Origin of the sequence: Bradyrhizobium sp. BRP22 (genome assembly GCF_020194175.1) — a bacterium.
Classification (GTDB): domain Bacteria; phylum Pseudomonadota; class Alphaproteobacteria; order Rhizobiales; family Xanthobacteraceae; genus Bradyrhizobium.
On record NZ_JADYVX010000009.1, the window covers coordinates 189,780 to 206,410 of the forward strand.

The window sequence follows — 16,631 nt, forward strand, 5'->3', positions numbered from 1 at the left end:
CCCGACGATCGCGCGACCAATCGTCGCCTCGGCATCAATGCTGGAAACAGACGAGTCTGTGCGCACCGCATCGAGAGCCGCGGTAAAGCAAAAAGCGCCGCCATCTCGATGGCAGCGCTTCAGCAAAACCTCGATCCGAACCAACACGCCGCCCGGGTGCAGCGTTACGCCACGGTTCGACCCGCTCGCGCGGATCGATGCGGTCCGCGCCACGAAACGGAGAAGGGCCGACTGCTCAGCCTTCGTTCGCGGCGATCGACTCCATCAAGGACACCAGCTGACGTTGAACCGTCTGGTCCTTGATCTTGCTGTAGGCTCGCAGCAACCTCAGGCTGAACGCGCTGTCCAGGAACAGGAGGCTCTCGACCTCGCGCGACTTGTTGTCACCGTCGTAGAAGAACGTGACCGGCACGTCGAGCGCGGCAGCGATCTGCTGAAGGCGAGCAGCGCCGACGCGGTTCACGCCCTTCTCGTACTTCTGGACCTGCTGGAAGCTGACGCCGAGCTTTTCGCCCAGCTCCGCTTGCGAGATCTTTTGCTCCACACGCCGCAGGCGAATCCGTTTGCCCAACTCAATGTCGGGCTTGCCGGCACTGCGCTGCTTCATCTTCTTTGCTGCTGATCTGTTCATTCTGGTTACCCGTCCTTCAAATCGGGAGGCCCTGCGCAGATTGGTCAGGGATTCGTCCATACTTCCGCGTTAACTTTGTCCGGATCGTGAGCTCGTCTCGAGAACCACGACATTCCAAGCAGATTGCCGAATGGTAGCCAAACGCCAGGCGCTTTGGAAGTAGCCGGATACCGGCGCCGTCGGACTACCTAAAGTCGTCAACGCCCGGGACATCCTGCGACACCCCGTCATCTACATTTGGCAAAATATTGGACAAACCACAACTACTACGGGTTCAATCGACACAGATTTTGAACGCATGCTTACTGCCGCTTCCCTGCATACGTAGGTCTACACCCCGTACTTGTACGGTCCCTGAATGGCTCGGGGTTCGCCGAAAAGTGATAGGGATACAGCCGCAGCGGCCCGCCGTCCCGAACATGAGCGGGAAAATTCGGCACCAATCACCCGCTGGACAATTTCGCAAAATTTCTGGATCATCTGCTCGTTCACGCGCCCGACCACCACCGGACTTTTGTGGAGAGGCCCATGAAACGAAGAACTGAAACGCCGCGGATCTATCTCGCAAGTTCGGGAGCGGAAGAAATGCCGGTTGCTCATACCGAAGAACGTTTGCTCTCGCTGCTTGCGACGCTTGAGGAGTGCAGGGACTACCTCACGGACAAGGCCAGCCCGGAAACGGCGCGTTTGCTGTCGCTGGCAATTCTCGAACTACGGATGGAGCTGCATCAGGTGACCGACGCCGAGCTCAAGGCGCTGTGCGATCTGATGACTCCGGAGGAGCGGCCGTCCCAGCAAGCGAGGTCGGCCTCCGGCAGGCCGCTGCCGCCTTATCTCAAGCTGGTCAAATAGCGCGGCCGGCGCGAGCGCCGGATTACGCTTCGCTCTAGCCCGCCGTCACGTCGACCAGTTCATCGCCGTCGAGCACGCGGTTGGCTTTCTCGCGGTCGAGATCGCCCTCCCACGCCGCCACCACCACGGTCGCGACGCAGTTGCCGATCAGGTTGCCGAGCGCGCGGGCCATGCCGATGAACCAGTCGACCGACAGCACCAGCACAAGGCCGATCGCGGGAATGGTCGGTACCGCGTTCAGCGTCGCCGCCAGGATCACGATTGCCGAGCCCGGCACGCCATGCGCGCCCTTGGAGGTGATCAGGGAGACGCCGAGCACCAAGAGGAGATCGCCGAACGACAGCGGCGTGTTGGTCGCCTGCGCGATGAACACCACCGCCAGCGTGAGATAGATCGAAAAGGCGTCGAGGTTGAACGAATAGCCGGTCGGGATCACGAGGCCGACAACGGAGTCCTTGACGCCGAGCCGCTCCAGCTTGCGCATGATCTGCGGCAGCACCGCGTCCGAAGAGGCGGTGGCCAGCACGATGGTCAATTCCTCGCGCAGGTAGCCCAGGAATTTGAGGATGTTGATGCCGGCGAGCGCCATCACGCCGCCGAGCACGCCGAACACGAAGATTGCGACCGAGACGTAGAACAGCGCGACCAGCGAGACCAGTTGCTTGAGCGAACCGACGCCGTATTTGCCGACCGTATAGGCCACCGCGCCAAGCACGCCGAGCGGGGCGACGCGCACGATCAGCCCCATTGCGCGGAACAGCACCGCCGATACCGCGTCGATCAGGGAGGTGACCTTCTCGCCCTTTTCGCCGCCGACCAGCGCCAGGCTGACGCCGAAGATCACCGCGAAGAACAGCACCTGCAGCACGTCGTTGCGCGACAGCGCATCGAAGGAGGTGCTCGGGATGATGTTGAGCAGGAAAGCGCCGATGCCGCCGCCCTGCAGCTTGTGGGCGTTGTCGGCATAGGTGTTGAGCGCCTTGGCATCGAGCGTCGCGGTGTCGATGTTCATGCCATGGCCGGGCCCGAACAGATAGGCCAGCAGCAGGCCGACCACGAGCGCGATCGTCGTCATCACCTCGAAATAGATCAGCGCCTTGACGCCGACGCGGCCGACCTTCCTGAGGTCGCCGGCGCCGGCAATGCCGTGCACGACCACGCAGAACACGATCGGCGCCACGATCATCGAGATCAGTTTGAGGAATGCGTCGCTGAGGATCTTCAGCCCGATCGCGAAGTCAGGGGCAATCACACCGAGCGCAATGCCGAGCAACAGCGCTGCAAGCACCTGGACGAAAAGCGAGGTGTAGAGCGGCTTGCGGGTTTCGGTGGTTGCTGCGGCGACGATGCTCGACATGGCCTGTTCCCCATGGGTTTCGTCCATTCGTAGCAACTTGCGTGCCAAAAGGTCGCAGGCGTGTCTCGAGCGAAGCGGGTGACGGGCGGAACATCTCGCTGATTGCGCGCGCCCCAGGTCTTCGCTTCGTGGACGCAGCGAGATTTCGGCCCGCCAGCGTGCCGCCATCGCCGCTGCCGTGCAGCGTGGGGCCCCGAATGGGCGTTCGATCCCCGCCTTGGAATCAGCTTCCATCGCTCGGTTCTTTTGCATACGCTTCGAGATCGCTGCCGCTTCGTCGGCGGCACCCATGACCCCCGGTTAACAGGGGGCGGGGCATCACAGGGAGGGAGACGATGAAGCGAAGATCCGTGCTCGCCGGGCTTGGTGCCACGGCCGTTATCGGCACATTCGGCACGCCGTCAATTCTCAGAGGTCAAACGCCTGTCTCGTTGAATGGCGCAGTGCAGTTCAATGACGATCACGCGTTCACCAAAGCGCTGGTGCGATTCCAGGAACTGGTGCAGAAATATTACGGCAAGCCGGTCAATTTCACGCTGCACAAGAACTCGTCGCTGGGTCTCGAAAAGCAGTATTTCGAATACATGTCGCAGGGCAGGGCGGTCGACTACGCGATCGTCTCGCCGGCCCACATGTCGACCTTCGCCAAGGCCGCGCCCTTCATCGATGCTCCCTTCGTGTTCAAGGGCATCGAGCACATGAACAAGGTCGTCGAACAGAATATCCTGGCGCCGATCGCCGATGAAGTGGCGAAGAAGGCCGAGGTTGTTCTCGTCGGTTACGCAGGCGGCGGCGTCCGCAACATCTTCGCCAACAAGCCGCTGAGGACGCTTGCCGATATCAAGGGTCTCAAGATCCGCGTGCAGGGCGCGCCGATATGGTCGAAGACGTTCGCTGCCGCCGGCATGAGCCCGACTGTGATCGCCTATAACGAGGTCTACAACGCGATCCAGAATGGCGTGATCGCGGCCGGGGAGAACGAGGCGGCAGGGGTCGAGGCGATGAAGTTCTACGAAGTCGCGCCGCACCTCAGCCTGACGCAGCACGCCGTGTCGATCCGGCCGATCTGCTTCTCGGTGAAGACGCTCAAGACCCTGCCCAAGGAGCTGCAGGACGCGATCTTCAAGGCCGGCAAGGAGGCCGGTGATTTCGGCCGGCAGCTCGAATCGAGCGAGGAAGTTGTCAAGCTCGATACCTTGGAGAAGGCAGGCAAGCTGAAGCGTGTGCCGTTCGAGGAGCGCGACGCCATGAAGAAGCTCGCTGATCCCGTGATGGCCACCTACGCGAAGGAAATCGGCGCCGAAGGCATCTTTGAAAAGATCAACGTCGCGTAAGCCGGCAAGCCGTTGAATGAGATGTCGGGGCAAGCATCGTTGCTTGCCGCGGGGCGACCGAGAGCGCGGGGGCCAATGACCGAAATGCCGCTGACAACCAGGCCAAGCTTGTGGCGTCGCGTCACGGCCGGCTACGCGAAACTGCTGGAAATCCTGCTGGCGGCCTGCGTCGGCATCCTGGTCGTGCCCGTCACACTGCAGGTGCTCTCGCGCTACACGCCCTTCATCCCGTCCTACATCTGGACCGAGGAGATGGCGCGATTCCTGTTCATCTGGACCATCATGATCGGCGCCATGGTCGGCGTCAGGGAGGCCCTGCATTTCGAGGTCGACGTCTGGCCGGACCTGTCGCGGCGGGCCGAGGCCGCGGTGCGGATCCTTGCGCGTCTGGGCATCCTGGGGCTGGCGCTCGTGTTCGTATGGGCGGGGTTCGAGTTCACCCAGTTTGCCTGGAACAGGACATCGGAATTGGCGGATCTGCCGCTCTGGCTCATTCACGTTGCCTGGCCGGTCGCGGGCGTCACCTGGATCGTGTTCGCCGGCGAGCAGATCATCGATGAGGCGCGCATCCTGTTTGGAGCCGCGCGATGAGCGGGAACGTCCTTTCCGCCGGACAGGCCGCCATGATCTTGTTTGGCTGCTTTGTCGCGCTGTTGATCGTGCGCGTGCCGGTCGCTTTCGCGCTCGGCCTTGCCTGCCTGCCCATCCTTCTGATCGAACCGCACCTGTCGGCGATGACGCTGGCGCAGGAAACCTTCAACGCTTACAACTCATTCATCCTGCTCGCGGTGCCGTTTTTCCTGTTGACGGCGAACCTGATGAGCATCGGCGGCATCACGGACCGGCTGGTCGCGCTGTCCCGCTCCATGGTCGGGCATTGGCCGGGATCGCTGGCGCAGATCAACGTCGTGCTGTCGGTGTTCTTTGCCGGTATCTCGGGTTCTTCGACCGCGGATGCGGCGAGCCAGTCGAAAATCTTCATCGATGCCCAAACCAAGGAAGGGTACGACCTCTCCTTCTCCATCGCGATTACGGCGGTCTCGGCGGTGCTTGCCGTCGTCATCCCGCCCTCGATTCTGATGATCGTGTGGGGCGGGCTGATCTCCACCTCGATCGCCGCCATGTATCTGGCGGGCATCGTGCCCGGACTGTTGATCGCGGGCGCGCAGATGCTGACCGTGCACGTCTACGCGGTGCGCCGTGGCTATCCGACCTATCCGAAGGATAGCTGGGTGGATTTCGGACGCGCCGTCTGGCGGTCGTTGCCGGCATTGATGACGCCGTTCATTATCGTGGGCGGCATTCTGCTCGGCTGGTTCACGGCAACCGAGTCCGCGTGTGTCGCGGTGCTCTATTCCATGGCGCTGTCAACGTTCTTCTACCGCGAGACCGGCGGGCGCGAATTGTACAAGGCACTGCTCGACACCGGGCGTCTGGCCGCGGTCGCGCTGTTCTGCGTCGGCACCGCCAGCGCATTCGGCTGGCTGCTGGCCTATTACAGGATTCCGCAGGAACTGCTGGCCAACGTCTCGACCTGGGGCATGGGGCCGATTGCGGCTGGCTTCTTCATCTCCTTCTGCTTCCTTGTCGTGGGCTGCTTCCTTGACGCGATTCCGGCAATCGTGATCGTCGGCACCGTCCTGGAGCCCCTGGCAAGGTCGGTCGATCTGCATCCGGTGCAGTTTGCGATCATCTCGATCGTCTCGCTGGCGTTCGGCCTGGTGACGCCGCCCTATGGATTATGTCTGATGATCGCCTGCGCCGTTGCCGGCGTCCGGCTGCGCTATGCCCTCAAGGATACCGCGATCATGCTGGTGCCGATGCTGATCGTGCTGGCGTCGCTCATCATATGGCCCGGCGTGTCGCTGTTTCTGCCGCGCCTGATCGTTCCGGAGATGCTGAAATAGCCTTGATCCGTTCCGCGGCGCCGAGAATCTGCGCCGCGGAATCTCTGGAGCATGATCCGGAAAAGTGTGAAGCGGTTTTCCGAAAGATCATGCTCAAACAACAACCTAAAGCGCGATGATGGTTCATCCTCATGTCATCGCGCCTCAGGGGGTCAGAGATTGCTGTCGGTGATCGCCGCGTAGACCATGGTGCGCAGCTCGCGCCGGATCGGATAGGCGCTGGAGGGAAGCACCTGGGTCATGAAGATCGTGATCAATTCCTCTGCCGGATCGATCCAGAACGACGTGGTCGCAGCGCCGCCCCAATTGTATTCGCCGGGGCTGCCGGCGAGCAGCGTCTGCGCCGGGTTCATGGTCACCGCAAAGCCGAGCCCGAAGCCGATGCCGTTATAGGTCGCCTCGGAGAACAGCGAGCGCGACATCGCCGGCAGGTCGACATTGCCGGGCAAATGGTTGGACGTCATCAGCTTCAGCGTCTTTGGGCCGATCAGCCGCACACCGCCGACTTCGCCGCCATTGAGCAGCGCGCGGCAGAAGGTGAGATAGTCTGACACCGTCGAGCACAATCCGCCGCCGCCGGAGATCAGCGAGGGCGGCGACAGGAACGAACTGGTCGCCGGGTCATCCTGCAGTGTCAGCCCGCCCTTGCGCTCGGCGGCGTGAAAGGTCATGCCGCCTTGCGGGTCGGCGGAATAGCAGGCCGCCAGACGATGCGCCTTGCCCGCGGGCACGAAGAAATCGGTATCGTTCATGCCGAGCGGATTGAAGATGCGTTCTTTGAGGAACTGCTCGAACGGGATGCCGCTGATCTTGCCGACGAGATAGCCGATCACGTCGGTGGCAACCGAATAATTCCAAGCTTCCCCCGGCGAGAATTCCAGCGGGATCTTGGCGAGATCCTCGATCATGCTGTCGAGCGTGCCGGCCTTGACGACCTCGCCGATCTTCTTCTCGCGATAGGCGGCATCTACATTGGAGCGTTGCTGGAAGCCGTAGGTGAGCCCCGACGTGTGCCGCAGCAGATCGACGATCAGCATCGGCCGTAACGGCGGCCTGGTCAGGAATGCCGGCGCGGTGCCGGCCTGGAACACGCCGAGGTTCTTCCATTCCGGGATATATTTGTGAACGGGCTCGTCGAGCGCGACGCGGCCTTCCTCGACCAGCATCATGAAGGCGATCGAGGTGATCGGCTTGGTCATGGAATAGATGCGGAAGATGGTGTCGTCCTTGACCGGCACCTTGCGCTCGACATCCGCAAACCCCTGCACGGTCGAATGCACCACCTTGCCGCGCCGATAGACCAGAAGCTGGGTGCCCGGGAACCGGCCGCCCTCAATGTAGTGCCGCTTGAGATGCTCCTCGAGGCGGTCGAGTGCCGCCTGCGACATGCCGGCGGATTCGGGGGAGGCGGGGGTGGGGGCTAGCATCGCTCTTCTCCGGTTGTGAGGCAGGCTTTGATAGCCGAAAAGTGTCCAATGTTCCAATCACCCGGCGCTTACTCCACTATGGGGCGTGGTGTAGGCTGAAGCCAAGCAATATCGATTTCGCAGGGATGGAGATAATGCCCCAATTCAACGACACTGAGCTGACCGCTGCCGTCATCCAGAGTTTCGAGAACACGCCGAACCCGCGGGCAAAATTCCTGCTGCAGGAATTGGTGAAGTCGCTGCACGATTATGTCCGCCGCACCGACCTCACCTTCGACGAATGGGAGTATGCGATCGATTTCCTGACCCGCACCGGCCACAAATGCACCGACATCCGCCAGGAGTTCATCCTGCTCTCCGACGTGCTCGGCGTCTCCATGCTGGTCGATGCGGTCAACCACCGCGATCGCGATGGCGCTACGGAGACCACGGTGCTCGGTCCGTTCTATGTCGGTGAGCACAAGGTGACGCCGCACGGCACCGATATCTCGGCAACGCTGCCCGGCGAGCGGCTATACGTGCAGGCGCGAGTCATCGATCTCGACGGCAAGCCGGTCGCAGACGCGCCTGTCGACGTCTGGCATGCCGACGACGATGGCTTCTATGATTCACAGAAGCCGAGCTATGAAACGCAGGGCCCGTCGTCGCGGGCGCGCTTCATCACCGGCGATGATGGCCGTTTCCATTTCCGCACCATCCTGCCCTGCAGCTATCCGATCCCGACCGACGGCCCGGTCGGCGAGATGATCATGCAGACGCGACGTCATCCGATGCGCCCCGCTCATATCCATTTCCTGGTCGCGGCGCGCGGCCATGAGCCGCTGATCACCCATGTCTTCATGGAGGGCGACAAATATCTCGACTCCGACGTGGTGTTCGGCGTCAAGGACGAGCTGGTCGCCAAGATCGAGAAGCGCACCGATCCGGTGATGCCCGACGGCACGAAGGCGAGCGAGCCGTGGCATATGATGACCTACGATTTCCGTATCAAGCGGGGCGAGGGAACGCCGCCGGCGCCGCTCGGCGTGAAGGTCGAGAAGGTCGGCGAAGACGCGTAGCGCTGCCGCCATTTGGGTTTGATCGGTCGTTCCGCGAACTCGCTGTAACCTCTCCCGCTTGCGGGGGAGGTCGGCGCGCCAGCGCCGGGTGGGGGCTCTCGCCCCACGGATGGTCCCATCGTGGAGGCACCCTCACCCCAGCCTCTCCCGCAAGCGGGAGAGGGAGTGTAGCGCTCTGCTCAATTTTTGTGCGGCGCACAAGGATTGAGCGAATCGCAAATTTTGGTGGCGGAACCGTGCCGGCCGCGCGAACCGGCCCGACTCTCAACTCATTATTTTCCTTAGAATTTTTCCAATATCGCGGCTTGGCACGAAGCTTGAATAGCTAGCGCGCGACGCCATTGAAGCCGTCCCTCGAAAACCAATCATCCGAATTGTGACACCGCCAGACTGGGGCCTCCCCAGAACGCGACCCCGTGCGCTTTGGGGCAGTGCCGCAAGCGGACGGGCATTCAGACGCAAAGGACATTTGCACCCATGACGAAGCCGACCAAAGAGACCTCCCGCCGTGGCATCAGCCGCCGCCAGATCCTGAAGGCGGCAAGCGGAACGGCCGCATTGCTGGCCGCGGCGAGATTGAACTTTCCGGCCGGCGCGTTTGCGCAAGGGGCAGGCCCCGAAGTGAAGGGCGCCAAGCTCGGCTTTATCGCGCTCAGCGACGCCGGTCCTCTGTTCGTCGCCAAGGACAAGGGCCTGTTTGCCAAATACGGCATGCCCGATGTCGACGTGCAGAAGCAGGCTTCGTGGGGCACGACGCGCGACAATCTCGTGCTCGGCTCCGAAGGCAACGGCATCGACGGCGCACATATCCTCACCCCGATGCCCTACCTGATCTCGGCCGGCAAGGTGACGCAAAACAACCAGCCGACGCCGATGTACATCCTGGCGCGGCTCAACCTCGATGCGCAGTGCATTTCGGTCGCGAAGGAGTATGCGGACCTCAAGCTCTCCGCCGACGCCTCGCCTTTCAAGGCGGCGCTGGACAAGAAGAAAGCCGCGGGGAAGGCGGTGAAGGCCGCCATGACCTTCCCCGGAGGGACCCACGATCTCTGGATCCGCTATTGGCTCGCCGCGGGCGGCATCGATCCCGACAAGGACATCGAAACGATTGTGGTGCCGCCGCCGCAGATGGTCGCCAACATGAAGGTCGGGACCATGGATTGCTTCTGCGTCGGCGAGCCCTGGAATTTGCAGCTCGTGCACCAGGGCATCGGCTACACCGCCGTCAACACCGGCGAGATCTGGAACAAGCATCCGGAGAAGTCGTTCGCGATGCGCGCCGCCTGGGTTGACAAATATCCGAACGCGGCAAAGGCCATTACCATGGCCGTCATGGAAGCCCAGCAATGGGCTGACAAGGCTGACAACAAGCAGGAGCTGGCTGCGATCATGGCCAAGCGGCAGTGGATCAACTGCCCGGTCGAGGATGTCTATGATCGCAGCGCGGGCAAGTTCGACTACGGCACCGGCAAGGTGGTCGAGAACTCGCCGCACATCATGAAGTACTGGCGCGACTTCGCGTCCTATCCGTTCCAGAGCCACGATCTTTGGTTCCTCACGGAGGATATCCGGTGGGGCAAGTTCGAGCCTGGTTTCGATACCAAGGGACTGATCGCCAAGGTCAACCGCGAGGACATCTGGCGCGCGGCCGCCAAGGAAATGGGCGTGCCCGCGTCCGAGATTCCGACCTCGACCTCGCGCGGCAAGGAGACCTTCTTCGACGGCAAGGTGTTCGATCCCGAGAATCCGTCGGCCTATCTGAAGTCGCTGTCCATCAAGCGTGTTGACGTCTGATCCGCGCAGGGCCGCGCGCATCTGCGCGTGGGCCTCGCCACCTGAACACGGAGAGAGATTTTCGATGTCTATGCCTGCAGTGAAAACCGACGTCGCGACGGCGCTTCCGGTCGCCGCCGCACCAGTCGTGACCATGACGCCGAAGCGTGCGCCGCAGTCCGAGAAATACGTCAAGATGGCGAAGGAGGCCGCGGTGCGCGTGGTGCCGCCGCTGATCGTCGTCGTGCTCCTGCTCGTAGTCTGGGAGCTGATCTGCCGGCGCGCCGGCTCGACGCTGCCGCCGCCCTCGCGCGTGTTCAGCGATACCAAGGAACTGATCTTCGATCCGTTCTTCGACAATGGCGGCATCGACAAGGGCCTGTTCTGGCATCTGTCGGCGAGCCTGCAGCGCGTTGCCTACGGCTATTCCATCGCCGCGGTCGTCGGCGTTGCGCTCGGCACGCTGGTCGGGCAGTCGGTCTGGGCGATGCGCGGGCTTGATCCGCTGTTCCAGGTCTTGCGCACCATTCCGCCGCTCGCCTGGCTGCCGCTGTCGCTTGCGGCGTTCCGCGACGGCCAGCCATCGGCGATCTTCGTGATCTTCATCACCTCGGTGTGGCCGATCATCATCAACACTGCGGTCGGCATCCGCAATATCCCGCAGGACTACCGCAACGTCGCCGCGGTGGTGCAGCTCAACCCGCTCGAGTTCTTCACCAAGATCATGATCCCGGCGGCCGCGCCCTACATCTTCACTGGCCTGCGGATAGGCATCGGCCTCTCTTGGCTTGCGATCGTCGCGGCGGAAATGCTGATCGGCGGCGTCGGCATCGGCTTCTTCATCTGGGACGCCTGGAATTCCTCGCACATCAGCGAAATCATCCTGGCGCTGTTCTATGTCGGCATCATCGGCTTCGTGCTCGACCGCCTGATCGCGGGACTGGCAAAATTCGTGACCCGCGGCACCGCCGTGAACTGAAGGGGATTGTCATGCAGGCCTATCTGAAGCTCGACCACATCGACAAGACCTTCACCCGCGGCAATGCCACGACGGAGGTCTTGAAGGAAATCAACCTGACGATCGACAAGGGCGAATACGTCTCGATCATCGGTCACTCCGGCTGCGGCAAGTCCACGCTGCTCAATATCGTGGCTGGCCTCACCGGCGCCACCCATGGCGGCGTGCTGCTCGAGAACCGCGAGGTCAACTCCCCGGGTCCGGATCGCGCGGTGGTGTTCCAGAACCATAGCCTGCTGCCGTGGCTGACGGTCTATGAAAACGTCAAGCTCGGCGTCGACAAGGTGTTCTCCAAGACCAAGACCCGGGCCGAGCGCCACGCCTGGGTGATGCACAATCTCAACCTGGTGCAGATGGCGCATGCCAAGGACAAGCGCCCCAACGAAATCTCCGGCGGCATGAAGCAGCGCGTCGGCATCGCGCGAGCGCTCGCGATGGAGCCGAAGGTGCTGTTGCTCGACGAGCCGTTTGGCGCGCTCGATGCGTTGACCCGGGCGCATCTGCAGGATTCGGTGATGGCGCTGCACCAGAAGCTCGGCAACACCATCCTGATGATCACTCACGACGTCGACGAGGCCGTGCTGCTCTCCGACCGCATCGTCATGATGACCAACGGTCCGAGCGCGCGGATCGGCGAAGTGCTGGAAGTGCCGCTGGCGCGGCCGCGCAAGCGGCTCGAGCTTGCGACCAACGCCGGCTATCTCAAGTGCCGACAGCGCGTGCTCGAATTCCTCTACGAACGGCATCGCTTCGTCGAGGCGGCGTAAGCGTCACTGGCGGTGCCCAGGCTTTGAACCTGGGTTCCGGCTTCTCAACAAGAGGCTTCACTTTAGAGAAACAAGGAGGCTTGAGATGACACCGGCACAGGTCACGTTGGTTCAGGAGAGTTTCGCCAAGGTCGCGCCGATTTCCGAGCAGGCCGCGATCATCTTCTATGATCGCCTGTTCGAGGTTGCGCCGACCGTGAAGGCGATGTTTCCGGCCGACATGACCGAGCAGCGCAGGAAATTGATGGCCACGCTGGTGGCGGTGGTGAACGGCCTCTCCAATCTCGAAGCCGTGCTGCCTGCGGCAAGCGCGCTCGCCAAACGACATGCGAGCTACGGCGCAAAGCCTGCGCATTATCCCGTCGTCGGCGCCGCGCTGCTGTGGACCTTGGAGAAAGGTCTCGGTGACGCCTGGACATCTGATGTTGCCGACGCCTGGACCGCAGCCTACGGCACACTCTCCGGCTACATGATCTCGGAAGCCTACGGCACCATCGAGGCCGCGGAATAGAGGAAGTGCCGTGAGTGAACCGCTGGTCATTGTCGGCAACGGGATGGCAGCCGCGCGCCTGGTCGACGAATTGTCGAAGGTGGCGCTCGGGCGCTACGCCATCGCGGTAATTGGGAGCGAGCCGCGGCTGGCCTATAACCGCGTGCTGCTGTCCTCCGTCCTTGCCGGCGAAACCACCTCTGAAGATATCGAGCTGCAGCCGGCCTCGTGGTGGCGCGATCGCGGCGTCACGCTGAAATATGGCTGCGTCGCCACCGAGATCGACGTCGGCCGCCGCGAGCTGAAGATCGCGGGCGAGGAGAGCGTCACCTTCTCGAAGCTGGTGTTGACCACCGGCTCGTCGGCGCTGCGGCTCAATGTGCCGGGCGCCGATCTTGCCGGCGTGCACACCTTTCGCGACAGCCGCGACGTCGACCTGTTGCTTGCGCTCGCTGCGCGCAAGACGCGGGTGGTCGTGATCGGCGGCGGACTGCTCGGGCTCGAGGCTGCCTATGGGCTTGCGAAAGCCGGGGCGGCGGTGACATTGGTGCATCTGATGGACCGGCTGATGGAGCGCCAGCTCGATGCACCGGCAGGCGCGCTCCTGAAATCGCTGGTCGAGGCCAAGGGCATCGAGATCCTGCTCGAGGCCAGTACCGCGCGCATCCACGGCGATGTCAGCGTCGAAGGCGTCGAGCTTGCGGACGGGCGCCTGATCAAGGCGGATGCCGTGATCTTCGCCGCCGGCATCCGGCCGAATATCGCGCTGGCAAAGCAAGCCGGCATTGCCGTCAATCGCGGCATCGTGGTTGACGATTGCTTGCAGACCGGCGCGGAAGGCGTGTTCGCGATCGGCGAATGCGCTGAACATCGCGGCATCTGCTACGGCCTGGTCGAGCCGGCCTATGAGCAGGCGCGCGTGCTGGCGCGGCATCTCGCGGGGCACGATGTCACCTATGCCGGCAGCATCGTGGCAACCAATTTGAAAGTGTCCGGTGTCAGCGTGTTTTCCGCCGGCGATTTCATGGGCGCCGAAGGCAGCGAGAGCATCGTGTTCAGCGACGTTAACCATGGCGCCTACAAGAAGCTCGTGATCGCGGACGGGCGGCTGACCGGCGCGGTCCTGATCGGCGACACGTCAGATGCGCTCTGGTATCTCGACTTGATCCGCAGCGCGCGGCCGGTTGCGAAGATCCGCGGCGACATGATGTTCGGCCGTTCGTTGGCGGAGGCGGCATGAGCGCCGATCCCGTCCTGCGCACCGTCAGGACCACCTGCGCCTATTGCGGCGTCGGCTGCGGCGTGCTGGCGACGCCTGATGGCAACGGCGGTGCCGCGATCGCGGGCGATCCCGATCATCCCGCCAATTTCGGCCGCCTGTGCTCGAAGGGCTCCGCACTCGGCGAGACGCTGGGGCTGTCGAGCCGGCTGCTGCATCCGATGATCCGCTGCGACAAGGGCATGGAGCGCATCGCCTGGAGCGACGCGCTCGACCATGTCGCGCACCGCTTCAAGCACATCATCGCCCGCGACGGTCCCGGCGCGGTCGCATTCTATCTCTCCGGCCAGTTGCTCACCGAGGATTACTACGTCGCCAACAAGCTGATGAAAGGCTTCATCGGCAGCGCCAATGTCGACACCAATTCGCGGCTATGCATGTCGTCCTCGGTGGCAGGCCACCGTCGCGCCTTCGGCGCCGACACCGTGCCCGGCTGTTACGAGGATCTCGAACAGGCCGACCTTTTGGTGCTGGTCGGCTCCAACGCCGCCTGGTGCCATCCGGTGCTGTTCCAGCGCATGCTCGCCAACAAGCAGCAGCGCGGCGCGCGCATCGTGGTGATCGATCCGCGGCGCACCGACACGTCAGGAGATGCCGATCTGTTCCTCGGCCTGAAGCCAGGCACCGATACTGCACTGTTCTGCGGCCTGCTGGTGCATCTCGCCGATAACGGCGCACTCGATCACAATTATATCGATCTCCATACGGCCGGCTTCGACGAGGCGCTGGCGCGCGCCCGCAGCATGGCCGGCAGCGTCGGCGCGACGGCGCTCGCCACCGGCCTCTCCGAGCAGGACGTCGCGACGTTCTTCAAGATGTTCGCCAGCACACAGCGCGTGGTCACCTTGTATTCGCAGGGTGTCAACCAGTCGGCGCAGGGCACCGACAAGGTCAACGCCATCCTGAACTGCCACCTCGCCACCGGTCGCATCGGCAGGGTCGGCGCCTCGCCATTCTCGCTGACAGGGCAACCCAACGCGATGGGCGGCCGTGAAGTCGGCGGCCTCGCCAATCAGCTTGCCGCCCATATGGCGTTCACGCCGCCGGATATCGATCGCGTCCGCAGATTCTGGAAGGCGCCGCGCATCGCCACCCACGAGGGGTTGAAGTCGGTGCAGATGTTCGAGGCGATCGGGCGCGGTGAGATCAAGGCGTTGTGGGTGATGGGCACCAACCCGGCGGTGTCGCTGCCGGATGCCGACGCCGCGCGCGAAGCGCTGAAGAAGCTGGAGCTGTTCGTCATATCGGAGAATGTCCGCTCCAACGACACCGTCGATGCCGGCGCGCATGTGCTGTTGCCGGCGCAGGCCTGGGGCGAGAAATCGGGCACGGTGACCAATTCGGAGCGCCGCATCTCGCGCCAGCGCGCATTCCTGGAATCGCCGGGCGAGGCCAAGCCTGATTGGTGGATCGTGTGCGAGGTCGCCAGGCGCCTCGGCTTCGGCGCGGCGTTCGACTTCAACTCTGCAGCCGATATCTTTCGCGAGCATGCGGCACTGTCGGCATTCGAGAACAACGGCATCAGGGATTTCGACATCGGCGCGCTGACGTCGCTGTCGGACGAGGACTTTGACACGATGGCGCCGGTGCAATGGCCGGTGCGGCAGGAGTCGTCGCCGCAGCCGCGGTTCTTCGCCGAAGGCGGCTTCTTCGCCAATGACCGCAAGGCGCGCTTCGTCGCACCGGAGATTCCGGCGCTGCGGACCGAAACCACGCCGGCGCGGCCCTTGCGGCTCAACACCGGCCGTATCCGCGACCAGTGGCACACGATGACGCGCACCGGCGCGAGCCCGAGGCTCGGCCAGCATCTGCCCGAGCCGTTCGTGGAGGTTCATCCTGACGACGCGCTGCGCTACGGCGTCGCCGAGGGCAGCTTTGCCCGCGTCACCACTGATTACGGGCAATGCACGCTCCGCGTCGTCGTCAGCGAGCGCCAGCAGCGCGGCATGCTGTTCGCGCCGATCCACTGGAGCGAGGCCACCGCCACTGCAGCCCGCGTTGGCTCGCTGGTCGCGCCCTTCACCGATCCGTTTTCCGGCCAGCCCGAGAACAAGGCGACGCCAGCCTCGATCGCGCCTTACGAATATGTGTTCCGCGGTTTTGCGCTGTCCCGCGAGCCGCTGCAACTGCCTGCGCATGCCTGGGTCGCGCGCGTCGCGGTCAGTGGCGGTCATGGCTATTTGTTTGCCGACAATGCCGACCTTCTGGGCTGGCAGCTCTGGCTGCGGATGCACACCGAAGGCGATCTCGCCGAATACAAGGATTTCGGCGGCGGCATTTACCGCGGCGCGTCCTTCAATGCCGGTCATATCGAAACCTGCCTGTTCATCGGCCCAGCCGACGATGCCGGTGACTGGAACGTGGTGAAAAACCTGTTCGCCGCTGATACGCTCAGCGACGAGCAGCGCCGCATGCTGCTCTCGGGCAAGTCGGCTGACGGCCTCGCCAATGCCGGTCCGATCGTCTGCGCCTGCTTCGGCGTCGGCCGCGCCACGATCTGCGATGCCATCGCCGCGGGTGCGGACTCTCCGGCCGAGATCGGCGCGAAGCTCAAGGCCGGCACCAATTGCGGCTCCTGCATTCCGGAATTGAAGCGCCTGATCGCGCAGACGGGATCACGAGACTCTGAACAGCCTCCATTGGCCGTCGCCAATTGAGTAACTACCAGCCCCTCACGGTGAGGAGCGCGCAGCGCGTCTCGAACCATGAGGCCCCGATCTCGCCCGTGGCCATCCTTC

Annotated in this window: 14 protein-coding genes; 11 read left to right on the forward strand and 3 right to left on the reverse strand. The window is 63.3% G+C overall.

Features of this window, described 5'->3' with window-relative positions:
- Positions 1-235: 235 nt before the first annotated feature.
- Positions 236-631 carry a helix-turn-helix transcriptional regulator gene (locus I6F35_RS14915; RefSeq protein WP_130222530.1) on the reverse strand — a complete coding sequence of 132 codons (396 nt, stop codon included), beginning with the start codon at positions 629-631 and terminating at the stop codon, positions 236-238.
- Between the two features lie 528 nt (positions 632-1,159).
- Between I6F35_RS14915 and I6F35_RS14920 the strand changes: the two genes are divergently transcribed.
- Positions 1,160-1,483, forward strand: coding sequence for a hypothetical protein (locus I6F35_RS14920; RefSeq protein ID WP_225118427.1), 324 nt, complete (start codon positions 1,160-1,162; stop codon positions 1,481-1,483).
- 34 nt (positions 1,484-1,517) lie between these two features.
- Here I6F35_RS14920 and I6F35_RS14925 read toward each other — a convergent pair whose 3' ends face one another.
- Positions 1,518-2,840 carry a dicarboxylate/amino acid:cation symporter gene (locus tag I6F35_RS14925; protein ID WP_225118428.1) on the reverse strand — a complete coding sequence of 441 codons (1,323 nt, stop codon included), beginning with the start codon at positions 2,838-2,840 and terminating at the stop codon, positions 1,518-1,520.
- 335 nt (positions 2,841-3,175) lie between these two features.
- Here I6F35_RS14925 and I6F35_RS14930 point away from each other — a divergent pair, with 335 nt between their 5' ends.
- The 3 genes from I6F35_RS14930 to I6F35_RS14940 all read left to right on the forward strand — a co-directional run bounded on the left by I6F35_RS14930 (position 3,176) and on the right by I6F35_RS14940 (position 6,081).
- Positions 3,176-4,174 (forward strand): TRAP transporter substrate-binding protein, encoded by a 999-nt coding sequence (locus tag I6F35_RS14930; RefSeq protein WP_225118429.1) that lies wholly within the window; start codon positions 3,176-3,178, stop codon positions 4,172-4,174.
- A 75-nt stretch (positions 4,175-4,249) separates the two neighbouring features.
- Positions 4,250-4,765, forward strand: coding sequence for a TRAP transporter small permease (locus I6F35_RS14935; RefSeq protein ID WP_225118430.1), 516 nt, complete (start codon positions 4,250-4,252; stop codon positions 4,763-4,765).
- Positions 4,762-6,081 (forward strand): TRAP transporter large permease, encoded by a 1,320-nt coding sequence (locus tag I6F35_RS14940; protein WP_225118431.1) that lies wholly within the window; start codon positions 4,762-4,764, stop codon positions 6,079-6,081. Before I6F35_RS14935 ends, I6F35_RS14940 begins: the two co-directional genes overlap by 4 nt.
- A 152-nt stretch (positions 6,082-6,233) precedes the next feature.
- Here the strand turns inward: I6F35_RS14940 and I6F35_RS14945 are convergent, their stop codons facing one another.
- A complete protein-coding gene (locus I6F35_RS14945; RefSeq protein ID WP_225118432.1) occupies positions 6,234-7,508 on the reverse strand; it encodes a serine hydrolase domain-containing protein in 1,275 nt (424 codons plus the stop codon).
- Between the two features lie 134 nt (positions 7,509-7,642).
- Between I6F35_RS14945 and I6F35_RS14950 the strand changes: the two genes are divergently transcribed.
- The 7 genes from I6F35_RS14950 to I6F35_RS14980 all read left to right on the forward strand — a co-directional run bounded on the left by I6F35_RS14950 (position 7,643) and on the right by I6F35_RS14980 (position 16,550).
- Complete coding sequence (locus I6F35_RS14950) at positions 7,643-8,566, forward strand: intradiol ring-cleavage dioxygenase (RefSeq protein WP_225118433.1); 924 nt, start codon at positions 7,643-7,645, stop codon at positions 8,564-8,566.
- Between the two features lie 477 nt (positions 8,567-9,043).
- Positions 9,044-10,360, forward strand: a complete 1,317-nt coding sequence (locus I6F35_RS14955; protein ID WP_225118434.1) for a CmpA/NrtA family ABC transporter substrate-binding protein — start codon at positions 9,044-9,046, stop codon at positions 10,358-10,360.
- 64 nt (positions 10,361-10,424) lie between these two features.
- Positions 10,425-11,318, forward strand: coding sequence for a nitrate ABC transporter permease (gene ntrB / locus I6F35_RS14960; RefSeq protein ID WP_225118435.1), 894 nt, complete (start codon positions 10,425-10,427; stop codon positions 11,316-11,318).
- 11 nt (positions 11,319-11,329) lie between these two features.
- Entirely contained in the window at positions 11,330-12,124 is a 795-nt protein-coding gene (locus tag I6F35_RS14965; RefSeq protein ID WP_225118436.1) for an ABC transporter ATP-binding protein, read from the forward strand.
- 85 nt (positions 12,125-12,209) lie between these two features.
- Complete coding sequence (locus I6F35_RS14970; RefSeq protein WP_225118437.1) at positions 12,210-12,635, forward strand: globin family protein; 426 nt, start codon at positions 12,210-12,212, stop codon at positions 12,633-12,635.
- 10 nt (positions 12,636-12,645) lie between these two features.
- A complete protein-coding gene (locus I6F35_RS14975; RefSeq protein ID WP_225118438.1) occupies positions 12,646-13,854 on the forward strand; it encodes an FAD-dependent oxidoreductase in 1,209 nt (402 codons plus the stop codon).
- Positions 13,851-16,550, forward strand: a complete 2,700-nt coding sequence (locus I6F35_RS14980; RefSeq protein WP_225118439.1) for a nitrate reductase — start codon at positions 13,851-13,853, stop codon at positions 16,548-16,550. The genes I6F35_RS14975 and I6F35_RS14980 overlap by 4 nt, the downstream gene beginning before the upstream one ends.
- Positions 16,551-16,631: the final 81 nt, after the last annotated feature.